The following is a 12,153-nucleotide window of genomic DNA, read 5'->3' as shown; positions in this document are numbered from 1 at the left end:
CAAACGGTGTGAACCAGCCCTTCTGCTATTGAGCGATTTCGTATTCCAACGTGACTGTGGCCTCGACTTTCATTTCCCCGGGAGAAACGGGCACCTCGCTCCCTCCGCCGTCCATGGCCATCATGGCGCGCCCCATGTACGCCGCAGGGCGGACCACGTGAACGCCCTCTGTGGCATGAAACACCTTGACCAGCTTGACGTTCAGCGCCTCACCCAGCGATGCGGCTTTTTCGCGGGCTTTTGTCGCCGCCAGCTTCAGCGCGGCGATGCGCGATGGCTGCTCATCCCGAAGTCCCCATTGAATACCCTGAAAGTGGTTTGCACCGGCAGCCAACGATTCCTCAATCACCGTGGCAACGAGTTGGAGATCGCGGACCTCGACCACCATCGTGTTACCGACCGTATACCCCATAATCTCAGGCGGAGCCGGCGGAGCATCGGAGGGACGCTTGGGTGGCTGTCGATATTGTGGATTGACCGTGAAGGAGGAGGTCTGGATGCGTTCCTTATCAATTTTCAGGTCCAAGAGTCGTGAGAGCACCTTGAGCATGATGGCCGAATTCTGGCGCTGGGCGTCGGCCAGCGACTTACCCGCAGTTTCCGTTCCAAAGGTTACAAACGCGGTGTCGGGTGAGACCGAGATCGTTCCCGTCGAAGAAACGGCCAACGTGGGAATCTCGTGTTTTATTCCGTCCGCGCCTCGTGCTGGCAGTGGGACAAGGAGGAATGCCGCAAGTAGGACCATCCACGTCATAATCATCCCCTGTTCATTTATAGAAGACCTGAATATGGAACGAGACTGGTCGCACGGCGGATAAGCTAGGCTGTCCCTCGTACAGAGTCAAGGCACCATGAGCCGAAGATGCACGTGGTGGAATTATTAATAATGAGTGGTATTCACAATGGGATGGAATGTGAGCGCGGATGGTTTCGAAAAACGGAATCGAGACATCGCCAGAAATGGCTGGCCTCGTTTGCGTAGCCACGCCTCTTCTATAGGCGTTCTCTAGACGCGTTCGACAGTGGTCGATCCGACCAAATCTTGGAGGAGCGCCTGGCGTGTAATGGCCAGACCACAGGAGGCGCAGGTCAGGAATCCGCCGTTGGACTCCATACCTGTGTCCTTGCAAGTCGGGCAAGGTGGCGTCCCCAGAACGCAAGTCGGTCTAACCGTCGTCGATGATTCAGACATTGAATAAGCGGCTGAAGCAGCCGCCTCCCTGCCGGTCTCTGCGAAGACGTAAACCTACTCGAGAAAAATGGAAAGAGGACGGAATGGAAAAGAACGAGGACCGAACTCGAAAAAAGTTGGCCCATTGTACTGAGCTGGGGAAATTTGTCAAAATATTTTTTCAAGAACAGGAAAATTTGGTCACAAAGTTGAACTTCCTCACTGAATGAAAAATATCCGTGGAGTTGGCATCCTTGGCACAGAATCTCTCGGTCCCCATCTTCTGTGGATAAACCTGTGCAAAAGTTACGAAAGTGATCCCTGGCCGCCACGAATCGAGGGCTATTCCAACAGAATGCCTACATTTTAGGCATTGGGACCGTTTGGGTATCACCGCTATATGTAGTGGTGGTAAACGAACCTAACTGAATTTTTATACATTCCCAGGTTAAAACTCTTGACTCTCAAAAATCAGCTATAAATAAGGCGATCAGAGCGCCACGCAATCAGCACATATCCACAGCCCTAAGGGTTTTACTGGGGTTTGAGGTCGTTTTTAGTGCCATTTCCACATTTTTTAGACCGACTGGCATAAGCAGATTTTCTTGCTCTCTCACATCTCTTCGCTTTCCACATCTTCGATCGCTTGCTTAATCGCTGTGACGAAGCGCGCAGGATCGGCCAATGCACGCTCAGTCAATTGAAACTCGGATACGAGAACACCGGCTCGGTCCACGATGATTAAACGGTACCCGTCTTTCACGATACCTTCCCCCTTTGTAGTCTGGCAAATTGAGGCGGGCTGGCTGAGGGATCCCGGACATTCAGACCGTATAAATGATGCGCCCTACCCGTATACCACGCGTGCACGAGCCCCATGGGACTGCAGGCGCTGGCAGAACGGAATCACCGCAACCGTGACGATGGCTGCCGCGACATTTACGGCTGCCGTGGCCGCGAGGCTGATGGCAGGCCCCATGGAATCGGCCAGATAACCACAGACGGTCATGCCGACCATGGCGGCCACGAGTGTCCCGGTGTTGAAGACGCTGAAGACCCTGGCCATCATATACTTCGGAGTCTGTTCCTGAAGCGATGCGGACACAAACGGATTCACAACCCCGGAGCTGGCCCCGATCACGACGATCAGCAGCGCGGCCAACGGAAAGGAGTTCATTATGGTGAGCCCAAACATCGCAATCCCCCCAAGCGCTGCCGCTGCGGCAATCATCCAGAGGCGGAGGCAGAGACCTTTCGGGGAGGCGCCGATCATCCAGACAGTCACGACCAGTAGTCCGATGCTCAGAGATGCCCACAACCAACCCAGCTCGACAGAGTTCAAATGGAAATGGTCTTTGGCCAATACCGGCAGCAGGTAGATAAATGCCGTAGTCCCGAGCGTAAACACGGAAGCGACGCCCATCAGCAAGACCATCAGCCGTTTCCTGCCAAATACGAACCCTATGCCTTCCTTCAAATCGATCCAGGCGTCGTGCATGGGTGACGTTCGCTTAGTCCGCCGTAAACGCTCCTCAATTTTCAGTGGAATCTTGCAAAGCGCCGAGATGAGGAAAGTGCCCGCATTGACGAACAGGACGTTCTGCGCACCGATAATGGCAATGAGCATGCCGCTGATCGCCGGGCCTAGCAGTTGCCCCACCGTCATCGTGCTCTGATCGAGCGCGTTAATTTGCGTCAACTGGTCTGATTCAACCAGCAACGGCTCCATCGCCTTCAGCGCCGGACCGAACGCCGTCGAAAACATCGCCGTGACGAACACCAGTACGTACAATCCTGGCAGCGTCAGCATTCCCATCCAATATAAACTCGGGATCACGAATAAGAAGACGGCCCGCACAGAATCGATCACGATCATCGCGAGACGCTTGGGCACCCGGTCCAACAGCACTCCGACGAATGGCCCGAACAGGAGCGGAGGCACGGTCTGAAGAATGCCGATCATCGTCATCTTCAGCGCCGAACCCGTCAGATCATAGACGAACCACAGCAAGGCGACCTTCGAGAGACCGTCCCCGATCTGCGAAACGGCTTGGCCGACCCACAACCATGCCACGTTCTTGTTCTTGAGCAGGCGCCGCCAGGCGGCGATTCCAGTTGAAAAACCTTGTTGGGTAGCCATACGCCCAGAGTAACAGGGCACTCTGAGCATGCGCTACGCGGAAACGGCCGTGGCCCGCTATGCGAGCCATGGAGGCGAGACTCGGAATTCTTTATTCAGGAATGGACAGTAGCCGAACCTCCCGTTGCGGGAAAGGCATGTCGATGTGCGCTTCGCGAAACCGCTCGATGACGGCCTGATTCAGTTCTCCCTGTGCCGCACCATAATTGGAGATCGACGTCCATGGTTCGATGGCAATCGTGACGGTCGAATCTCCGAGTTGCGAGACCCCGATCACCGGCATCGGGTCCTTGAGCACCGAGGGATGCCGGGTCAGAATCTCGCGCACCAACGTCAGAGCCTGCGTGAGGTTCGTCGAGTAGGCCACGCCCACTTGAAGATGTAACTGCCGGATCGTACCAAAGTTATGAAGAATCTCGCCCACGATCTTCCGGTTCGGAATGACCACGCGCGATCGATCGGGATGCAGGAGCACCGTCGAAAAGATGCTGATGGTCTGCACATCTCCGTGAACGCCGAGGATCGAAATGTGTTCTCCCACACGATAGGGTTTCGTAAAAATGATCGAGAGTCCCGCGACCACATTGCTCAGGACTCCCTGCAATGCAAGGCCGACGCCCAGGCCGGCCACACCGACGCCGGCCAAGAGCGGCGCAATCTGCACTCCCAGTTGGCCCAAGGCCGCCAGTCCGGCGAAGGCCACGACGACAATCTGTATGACTTTGACGAGCAGCATGCGAACCGGCGGCTCCAGATCCTGGCGTTCGAGCCATTGCTGCGTCAATTTGCCCACCCATCTGGCGACGACGATCCCCACCACAAGCACGACCAGTGCACCGATAACCTGAAAACCATAGCTGATGGCATAGTCTTTGATGAATTCCATGGCGGGCATCGTGATACCTCCTCATCAAACAGATGATGCGATCACTGAACTCTGTGGCGGTGAATGTCGATTCGGCGCCCACACCGAAAAGCGAGCGCATGAAGTATAGATGGCGTCCCCGGAAGGAGCAATCCGCCGGGGACGCGTCAGACTTTTGCGTAGAAGTAAACGAGGTTCGTCAAAACCACTGGATGCAGGGGAGGATAAAGACGTGAAACGGCACGGTAACCGGCTTGGGGCGTGACTTGCAGTCTTCATTGTACTTGAGAATACGCTCACGAAAGCTGGCCAGCCTGTCGTCCGATACGGCCAGCAGCACCACCGTATTCGCACCGCCCCACATGCTCGAACCGGGAACATGGCCGGTCAACCCCTTGCCCTGGGCACCGTCAAGCCTGGTGTACGGGAGTTGTTCGTGTTCGATCAAAGGCAGCACTTCCGTTTCGAGCGATGTGCGAAACACCATCAGGACCATCTGCACGGTTCAGTCTCCACGAGTGGAACTCGAGTCTTCATCACGATGATGCTCAATAGCCTCGGCCAGAGCCGCCGCGACCCATACGGTCCAACGGCAGCGCTTCATACCGCTGCTTCAAATCAGGATGCGCCTCCAGGAAACCTTTCACAGCCGCTTCATCGGCAAATACTTCCTTGCCCCGTGCCCGATACTCCTCGACGGTCAAACCGTAGGGTTCTAAAACCTTGGCAACCTTGGCATTGATATCGTCCCGCATTTCCTTCATGCGATCCGGAGACGGCATCTGTGCTTCTCCCGATCCGCCCTTGAAGTAATTTGTCATCATTTCGCCTATTTCAATGCGTGCTTTGACGAATCTCTCCACATCGGTCGGCTCGGCCGCCATGAGCGACCCCGCCAGCAGTAGTGACCCGATAGCCGTCATCAGGCAGGATTTCCACAGATTCATCGTCTTCATTCCTCCAGTTTAGGATGAGATAACGAGATTGGCGCTCCACGTTGCTTCATCATCATACTCTCAGCCTCTCTGTAACACAAAACCCCTCGACCGGCTTTTGCGCAACCATGGCCGCTAAGGTATGCTGGCGCTCATGCGAGGCTGTCCACGTCCGTTGGGTCAACTCACGAAGGAGGATATCGATGCGACAAGCCAAGGGCCTGTGTGTGCTGGTATTGATGGTTACGGCGGTCATCGGATATCTCGAGACCGCGCCGGCTCACGCGGCGGATCCGAGCAACATGCCGGCCGGCGCCTCGGGAGAACCTCCGCCCACTCCGGCTCCAAACACGCCGACGCAAGGTCAAATGTCGCCTGAGCATATGCACAAGATGAGGGAGGCCTGCGGGCCGGACGTCAAAAAATTCTGTCATGACGTCAAACCCGGCGGTGGCCGCATCATCCAATGTCTGGAGCAGCACAAAGCGGAGGTGTCGCAGACTTGCAACCAACTGCTCTCGAAGAAGTAAGGCGCGCACCGAGCCCGCTCTGCAAGTGGTAACACCGTGCGCTGTGTTGAATATACCGAGGACAGTATGACGAGCTGAACCATCTTCAAAAGGGAGTCATCCATGCCCAATACGAACGCTTCTTTTTCACCGCGCATGCGGAGCGATGAGTTGAAAGCACAGATCGGCAAGCTCGAAGCCTTGAATCACCGCGTCCCTGTCCAGCCGGCCATGGTCGCGTTCGACGACGAAACCGAAGCCTTGCTCAGCCGTTTGTATGGCCAAACTCATAAGTACGTCGAGGCCTACAAGTACGCCACTGTCGCCGAGGCTGAAGCCATGGTGAATCTTCCCGAATCGGCACAAGAAGCCATGGCAAAGGATCTCCCGAAGACGGCCTTGCACCAGCGCCGTCAGGCCTTGCTCGCTATTCTGACCGAAATGCAGGACATGGAATCGAAGGAGGTCAATATGCTCACCGGTGAAGACAAGGAGGATCCGCCAAGTATTTGATCCGGTCTTGTTCGTGAGTGCCGATTACCTTCCTTAAGCGCAATCGCCGGGACAGATTGACTGCGAATGTCCCGGCCGGTGCTGAACCGTCGCAGAGCTGATCACGTCTGCGCCTATCCGGGTCACGAGGCGCTCTCGTTGGTTCACATCTCGCCACGCATCAATGCAGAGACTTTCCTGTTTTCGGCCGACCCAGCCTTACACATGACTGACCGAGCCGGCGTTTAGAAGGCAACGCGCACCTAAGAAGACACCGGGGTCGATGCGAACGGGCAATGGGGTCAACGTGACAGGGACCATCGGTATCGGAATGGGACTACGTCCTGGGCACGAACCTCAGACCAGGGTCCTGCACAAACGAGGGTTTAAAGAAGAGTGGGGTAGAACGCCGTAGTCGTCACGAATACCGCTTCTGACGGCGATAGTGTGCGGCAACCTTGCTGCGGTTTCCACAGAGATTCATGCTGCACCAGTGACGCGCATGGTTTTTAGTCGTATCGTAAAAGAACAGCACGCAAGCGGGATTCTGGCACTTCTTCACAAGTGTGAGATCCTGCTCGCACAGTAGGTCAGCCGCCGACTCGGCAAGCATGGCATGCAATTGATCTGCGTCATTGACTTCCGCGTGACGTTCCAAGGCAAATGAGTCGCCATGGCGCCGCACCTGCTGGTAACCCGCCCGATACCGCAAGGCTTCGTTTACAGCCTCAATCACGGTGTGGGGAATACTTTTGCCTCCGGCAATCCGCTCGACCATCGCTCGTAACATCTCACGAAATACTCTAGCCTGATCGAGGGCGCGTGCCTTCGCAGGACCGTGCCATCGCCGCTCCACGTTCTTGGCAACCTCTGCGGGTATGGCCTCCGATTGGACAAGCCAGGCCACGAGGTCGTCAAAACTGCCCAACAAGTCGAGAGGCAGTCCATTCAACACAATGGCCGTGTTGATGAAGTCCAGGCAACGATGGTTGCCGACGAATAGAAATGGGACTCGCGACGACGTTTCAATCATGGGGATACACTTTCATCTTCAAACGATGACCTCACCTTCGAAAGCACTCTTGACAGGTTAGCCTTAAACGCGTATAACCGTCAATATGAATATTTGATGGTTATACCTTTGCAGCCGGCAATACAAGGAGGACCCATGGCGCCTAACCAAAATACTGAACCGCATTACCACACTCAGGATATCGACGGGCTCAAGATCTTCTATCGGGAATCAGGCGATCCGGCGGCACCGACCCTGTTGCTTCTGCATGGGTTTCCCACGTCGTCGCACATGTTCCGCAATCTCATTCCCCTCCTTTCGCGGCATATGCATGTGATCGCACCAGACCTGCCAGGTTTCGGCTTCTCCGACGCGCCGAACCGGGAAACGTTCGGCTATACCTTCAACCGTTTGGCTGACGTCATCGAACGGTTTACAGAAGCACTGGGTCTTACCCGCTTTGCCATGTACATTTTCGATTATGGTGCGCCGGTTGGCTTGAGATTGGCCTTGCGCCACCCGGAACGCATCACCGCAATCGTGTCTCAAAATGGCAACGCGTATGAAGAAGGTCTCAGCGACGGATGGAATCCCATTCAACGGTACTGGACGAATCCATCCATTGAAAACAGGAAGGCGCTCACGGCCTTCCTGTCACGGGAATCCACCATGTGGCAGTACACGCATGGGACGGACGAATCCCGGGTGGCACCGGAATCCTACACGCTCGATGTCGCCTTATTGACCCGGCCGGGCAACGAAGACATTCAACTCGATCTCTTTCTCGACTACGCGAGCAACGTCAAGATGTATCCTGAGTTTCAGACATACTTCCGCACTCATCGGCCACCCACGCTGGCTTTGTGGGGCAAGCACGATCCGTTTTTCCTTCCAGCGGGTGCAATGGCCTTCACGCGCGACAATCCAAATGCCAAGGTCGAACTCCTCGACACCGGGCATTTTGCTCTTGAAACGCACAGCGCGGAGATCGGCGTCAAGATCATCGATTTCTTGGCTGCATTCGGGCCCGGTAGGGTGCCGGCATGACACCGGCGTGCGAAGCAACCCAGATGCAAACACAGACGTTGTCGCAAGACCGCGTCATGAAAATCATCTCCGTCCAAGTGGGACGACCGCGGACAGTGCGTTGGCATGGAAAGACTGCGTCCACAGGCATCTACAAAATGCCGGTATCCGGACGCATCATGGCGCGCCGGTTCAACCTCGAGGGCGATGAGCAGGCCGACCGGACGGTGCATGGCGGGCGGGACAAGGCGATCTATGTCTATCCGTCCGAACACTATGCGTTCTGGCGACAAGAATTTCCTGACCGGCCGATGACGTATGGAATGTTCGGTGAGAATCTCACGACTGAGGGACTCGACGAGCGGTCGGTGCGGATCGGAGACCGATTTCGAATCGGCCATGCCGTAGTCGAAGTGACGCAGCCGCGCGTGCCGTGCTACAAATTAGGAATTCGGTTCGACCGTCCTGACATGCCCAAGCGCTTTCACGCGAGCCGGCGATGCGGCTTCTACCTGGCCGTCTTGCAGGAAGGCACGGTTGGCGCCGGCGACGTGTGGGAACTGATCTCCCGCGATGAAGCCGGCGTGTCGGTTGCGGAAGGGTATCGCCGCTATTTTCAAGACGGGCCATGACTGACAGCACTCATGACGAGCACCCACATCCATGGCACGATGCGAGATCGTATCGTGCCGTGTCTCCTTAGTATCCTGTCGATCATCCTAAGCACCATACTGGCCCGAACACCGGTCGATGCCGAGCAGCCTGTCCGCCCTCTTCGCGTCGTGACATACAATCTTCTGCACGATGGAGCCGCCTCGGGATTTTTCAAGGGAGAGACGAACCTCGAAGAACGGTTGGAGATGGTGATCCGTGAACTGAAGGTACTGGACGCGGACATCATCGCCGTCCAAGAAGCTTCCGACAGCCGGCGACACGGCAATGTGCCGGAGCGTCTGGCGCACGCGCTGGGATTTCACGTTGTCTTCGCGGCTGCAACCGAGCACGTCTTCCGCCTGTGGCCGCTGGACCAAGCCGTGGTCGGCATCATGGGCTTTAGGGAGGGCCCGGCCATCCTGAGCCGGTATCCCATCACAGCATCAGAGGCGATTGATCTCACGCGCTGTCAGCGTTGGATCGAACCGCGTATGCTGCTGCGAGCGAAAGTTGCGACCGAGTGGGGCCCCCTACAAATCTTTTCAACGCATACGGCGCGTGGAGACGAGTGTCAAATGGAGCAGGTTGGCAAGATCGTGCGCGAGCGGGGGGACAGCGGCCTCTCGCTCCTCATGGGTGACTTCAATACACCGGAAACCTCGGTGGTCTTGACGGCGCTTCGAAACGAGGCGGGCTTCATCGACACCTATCGCATGGCCAATCCCGATGAGCCGGGACCGACGGTCTGGCAACGGATCGACTCCGAACAGCCGACAGCATCCAGAAGGGTGGACTTTATCTTCATTCTGCCGGGCGGAAGAACGACGGCCGCTGTCCGTTCTAGCCGAGTCGTGCTCAACCATCCGGGCCATCTGCCTGACGGTGCCGCACTCTGGCCGTCAGATCATTATGGCGTCCTGGCTGAGATTGATGTTATTCAGCCGGAAGGTGGCTCAGAACCGCCACAATGAGGACAGGACCGGCACGGTAGTGGTAGGTGCTGCTGCAACAGATCTTCGACTCCAGACATTGTCTGGCCGACCGGCTCCAGGTATATATAACCAATCTCCATGATGGTCATCAGGACTACCAATTGTTCATATCAAGCCGTCCTATGCGCCTGCCTGCTCCTTGTCACCGCATGCACCGGGCAATCGCCGGTGTCTTCGACGCGCCAGATTCGCATGGAATCAACTTGGTTCGTCCAGTTGGATCGCAGCCGGCCATCTGAGTCTGCCGCATTGTCGGCGTACAACCATCCCTTTGAATGGACCGAGCCGGAGATGACCGCCATACTGACACGCCTCCTACTGGAACGCGAGACCGGGATTCTCCATCAGCGGCGCGATGTTGAACCGATTTTCTCAGAGGACGAGGTTTCGATATTGGCACCGGTGCTCCGTACGGCATTTACTCAAGCCACGCCGGCGGAACGTGTCTCCTTCGCATTACTCATACCGTCGGACACCAAACTGGCCGTGACCTCCGGCGCACTCTATGTCAAAGATAGGCGGCTGCACATCATACTAGCCAACTCACGCGAGAGACTCGACCCATTTGCCGCCGACATCGAGCTCGTGCGCAAGAATCCCTTGCGCCCCGTCCGGCAAATCAGCGGCCGGTTGACGTTCGATCCTCCCGAGGTCGTCATAGAGAACAAGCAGAATTGGGCGGGACATGGCGACGAGCCCGCCAGCGAGGTCATGCTCAACAATCAGGACATTCAGGAATTGGTCAAGGATCTCATGCCGGCTGCAACCGAAAATGCAGCGACACCCGAAGCGGACCTTCTGCCACTGTCTGCATCGTCACAGGATGGCGGCAATCTTGGTCCCAGCGACCCTGGTGAGCAAATTCGACAGCTGCGGTCTCAAATCGAATCGCTCACGCGACAAGTACGCGACCAGGAGGGTCAATTGCTCCAACTCAAAAGGGACGTTGAAACGTTGCGCGGCCAGAAGAAAAATAAAGCGCCTGGCCCGCCGGCACCCCGTTGAAGACACTGCGCGACACACCAACCCATCAAAAAGGCCAATGCAATGGCCTGCGCCGTCCGACGGCATCGTCTCGCTGAGCGATGCCACAGCTCACGCGTTCAGTTCATCCACACCAGGCTTGACGAGCCATGGTCCGTACACCGCTGAAAACACCGCATACGCGCCGCTCCAGGCGAATGCTGAGAGGGCCAACATCAGGTGCGTGAACGGCGCGGAACCATCACCATCTGGAGCAAGCACGCGCAACAGGGCGCCGATGCTCACGAGAACGTAGATCACGATTGTCGGACCGCCCGCCCGCTTGGGACGTCCCGTATGGCCCAAACTCGCCCGAGTCATCACCGCCAGCGTCATGGTCCCGACGGCCCCCGCGGTGAGCGCATGCACCGCATTGACTTGCGAAAGACCTGCACCCAATAGCGCAGCCCCCAACGCGAGCAGCGAGAGCACCAGCCACCCATATCCTGCATGCAGGATCATCACCAACGGCTCTGATCGAACCATCCAACCCCGCCATCGCCAAAGTCGGGCAAGATTCGTCACTCCGGCCATGATGAATAGCCATCCGCTCACCGCGCTGTCAGGGCTCATGATCCAGGTGAACGAGGCGACAAGTACGAATAGGATCGCCAACCCGTCGAACCACGAAAATTCAGGGGGAAGCCGAGCGCCTTCGGTTTGAATCATGAACTCGCGCGTAAAGTTCGGTGTAATGCGTCCCCCAATGAGCGTCAGCAACAGCATGACGAGCGACACTGCGATGCGCTCGGAAAATTCGGTAGGTGCTCCGCGCATGGCACCCACATGAAATTGAACATTGGTGATGGCATACAAGGTGATCAGCATGCCGATCGGCGCTTGCCCCCAGCTTCCTGAAACCGCGAGTTCTCGCCACACCAGCGAGGCCAGCACGATCAAAAAGGCCGAGTCGATACAGGCGGCCACGAGGGGCGCCATACCGGAGAGTGCAAGGCAAATACGCCCCGCCAGCCATAACAGCCACAGCAACAACAGCGGCACTCCCCGAAGCGGCGCGCGGCCAGTCCAGTTGGGCACAGCCGTCAGCAGGAAGCCGGCAATGACCGCCGGGAGAAACCCGAAAAGCATTTCGTGGACATGCCATTCACGCGAGCCATACAACAATTCGAGCGTTACTCCGCTCGTAAACAACACGACCCAGATTGGGATCGCCACGCCGGCAAAGAGCGCCGCAGAAAGAAAAAACGGGCGAAAGCCGTACGACAGAATTGCCGGTCCATCGTAACGGGGGACCATCGGCTCGCCATCCGTTCCAATACTGGCAGGAGCAGGGATACCGCTCACCCTGATGTCAGTCTCTTGGTGAGACATTC

Annotated in this window: 14 protein-coding genes; 6 read left to right on the top strand and 8 right to left on the bottom strand. The window is 56.8% G+C overall.

The features are described 5' to 3' along the window. Positions 1-25: 25 nt before the first annotated feature. The 6 genes from W02_RS17925 to W02_RS17900 form a co-directional block, all read right to left on the bottom strand. Positions 26-760 carry an SIMPL domain-containing protein gene (locus W02_RS17925; RefSeq protein ID WP_173050200.1) on the bottom strand — a complete coding sequence of 245 codons (735 nt, stop codon included), beginning with the start codon at positions 758-760 and terminating at the stop codon, positions 26-28. 1,024 nt (positions 761-1,784) lie between these two features. Beyond that, on the bottom strand, positions 1,785-1,934 hold the full coding sequence (locus W02_RS17920; RefSeq protein ID WP_173050198.1) for a hypothetical protein: 150 nt from the start codon (positions 1,932-1,934) through the stop codon (positions 1,785-1,787). Between the two features lie 84 nt (positions 1,935-2,018). Then, positions 2,019-3,311, bottom strand: coding sequence for an MFS transporter (locus tag W02_RS17915; RefSeq protein ID WP_173050196.1), 1,293 nt, complete (start codon positions 3,309-3,311; stop codon positions 2,019-2,021). A 91-nt stretch (positions 3,312-3,402) separates the two neighbouring features. Next, on the bottom strand, positions 3,403-4,206 hold the full coding sequence (locus W02_RS17910) for a mechanosensitive ion channel family protein (RefSeq protein WP_173050193.1): 804 nt from the start codon (positions 4,204-4,206) through the stop codon (positions 3,403-3,405). 169 nt (positions 4,207-4,375) lie between these two features. Beyond that, entirely contained in the window at positions 4,376-4,678 is a 303-nt protein-coding gene (locus W02_RS17905; protein ID WP_173050191.1) for a hypothetical protein, read from the bottom strand. Positions 4,679-4,724: 46 nt separating this feature from the next. Next, positions 4,725-5,123 (bottom strand): DUF4168 domain-containing protein, encoded by a 399-nt coding sequence (locus tag W02_RS17900; protein ID WP_173050189.1) that lies wholly within the window; start codon positions 5,121-5,123, stop codon positions 4,725-4,727. A 191-nt stretch (positions 5,124-5,314) separates the two neighbouring features. Between W02_RS17900 and W02_RS17895 the strand changes: the two genes are divergently transcribed. Both W02_RS17895 and W02_RS17890 read left to right on the top strand, forming a co-directional pair. Then, the gene (locus W02_RS17895) at positions 5,315-5,641 is read left to right on the top strand and encodes a cysteine rich repeat-containing protein (RefSeq protein ID WP_173050187.1); all 327 of its coding nucleotides are present in this window, start codon (positions 5,315-5,317) and stop codon (positions 5,639-5,641) included. Between the two features lie 102 nt (positions 5,642-5,743). Further along, complete coding sequence (locus W02_RS17890) at positions 5,744-6,133, top strand: hypothetical protein (RefSeq protein WP_173050185.1); 390 nt, start codon at positions 5,744-5,746, stop codon at positions 6,131-6,133. A 397-nt stretch (positions 6,134-6,530) separates the two neighbouring features. Here the strand turns inward: W02_RS17890 and W02_RS17885 are convergent, their stop codons facing one another. After that, positions 6,531-7,145: an ABATE domain-containing protein gene (locus W02_RS17885; protein WP_173050183.1), complete on the bottom strand. Its 615-nt coding sequence runs from the start codon at positions 7,143-7,145 to the stop codon at positions 6,531-6,533. A gap of 135 nt (positions 7,146-7,280) precedes the next feature. Between W02_RS17885 and W02_RS17880 the strand changes: the two genes are divergently transcribed. The 4 genes from W02_RS17880 (at position 7,281) to W02_RS17865 (ending at position 10,801) form a co-directional block, all read left to right on the top strand. Further along, positions 7,281-8,171, top strand: a complete 891-nt coding sequence (locus W02_RS17880) for an alpha/beta fold hydrolase (RefSeq protein WP_197742060.1) — start codon at positions 7,281-7,283, stop codon at positions 8,169-8,171. A 23-nt stretch (positions 8,172-8,194) separates the two neighbouring features. Further along, positions 8,195-8,782 carry an MOSC domain-containing protein gene (locus W02_RS17875; protein ID WP_197742059.1) on the top strand — a complete coding sequence of 196 codons (588 nt, stop codon included), beginning with the start codon at positions 8,195-8,197 and terminating at the stop codon, positions 8,780-8,782. 12 nt (positions 8,783-8,794) lie between these two features. After that, positions 8,795-9,775 (top strand): endonuclease/exonuclease/phosphatase family protein, encoded by a 981-nt coding sequence (locus W02_RS17870; RefSeq protein ID WP_173050179.1) that lies wholly within the window; start codon positions 8,795-8,797, stop codon positions 9,773-9,775. A 213-nt stretch (positions 9,776-9,988) separates the two neighbouring features. Beyond that, a complete protein-coding gene (locus W02_RS17865) occupies positions 9,989-10,801 on the top strand; it encodes a hypothetical protein (protein ID WP_173050177.1) in 813 nt (270 codons plus the stop codon). 90 nt (positions 10,802-10,891) lie between these two features. Here W02_RS17865 and W02_RS17860 read toward each other — a convergent pair whose 3' ends face one another. Continuing rightward, positions 10,892-12,151, bottom strand: coding sequence for an NnrS family protein (locus tag W02_RS17860; RefSeq protein WP_173050175.1), 1,260 nt, complete (start codon positions 12,149-12,151; stop codon positions 10,892-10,894). Positions 12,152-12,153: the final 2 nt, after the last annotated feature.

The sequence above is a fragment of the Nitrospira sp. KM1 genome (genome assembly GCF_011405515.1).
Lineage (GTDB): Bacteria > Nitrospirota > Nitrospiria > Nitrospirales > Nitrospiraceae > Nitrospira_C.
This window is presented reverse-complemented; position numbering and strand designations above follow the sequence as displayed.

Coding starts and splice junctions, on each gene's coding strand:
- W02_RS17925 (WP_173050200.1), bottom strand. CDS start 760: ATGATTATGACGTGGATGGTCCTACTTGCGGCATTCCTCCTTGTCCCA.
- W02_RS17915 (WP_173050196.1), bottom strand. CDS start 3,311: ATGGCTACCCAACAAGGTTTTTCAACTGGAATCGCCGCCTGGCGGCGC.
- W02_RS17910 (WP_173050193.1), bottom strand. CDS start 4,206: ATGCCCGCCATGGAATTCATCAAAGACTATGCCATCAGCTATGGTTTT.
- W02_RS17900 (WP_173050189.1), bottom strand. CDS start 5,123: ATGAATCTGTGGAAATCCTGCCTGATGACGGCTATCGGGTCACTACTG.
- W02_RS17895 (WP_173050187.1), top strand. CDS start 5,315: ATGCGACAAGCCAAGGGCCTGTGTGTGCTGGTATTGATGGTTACGGCG.
- W02_RS17890 (WP_173050185.1), top strand. CDS start 5,744: ATGCCCAATACGAACGCTTCTTTTTCACCGCGCATGCGGAGCGATGAG.
- W02_RS17885 (WP_173050183.1), bottom strand. CDS start 7,145: ATGATTGAAACGTCGTCGCGAGTCCCATTTCTATTCGTCGGCAACCAT.
- W02_RS17880 (WP_197742060.1), top strand. CDS start 7,281: ATGGCGCCTAACCAAAATACTGAACCGCATTACCACACTCAGGATATC.
- W02_RS17875 (WP_197742059.1), top strand. CDS start 8,195: ATGCAAACACAGACGTTGTCGCAAGACCGCGTCATGAAAATCATCTCC.
- W02_RS17870 (WP_173050179.1), top strand. CDS start 8,795: ATGACGAGCACCCACATCCATGGCACGATGCGAGATCGTATCGTGCCG.
- W02_RS17865 (WP_173050177.1), top strand. CDS start 9,989: ATGGAATCAACTTGGTTCGTCCAGTTGGATCGCAGCCGGCCATCTGAG.
- W02_RS17860 (WP_173050175.1), bottom strand. CDS start 12,151: ATGTCTCACCAAGAGACTGACATCAGGGTGAGCGGTATCCCTGCTCCT.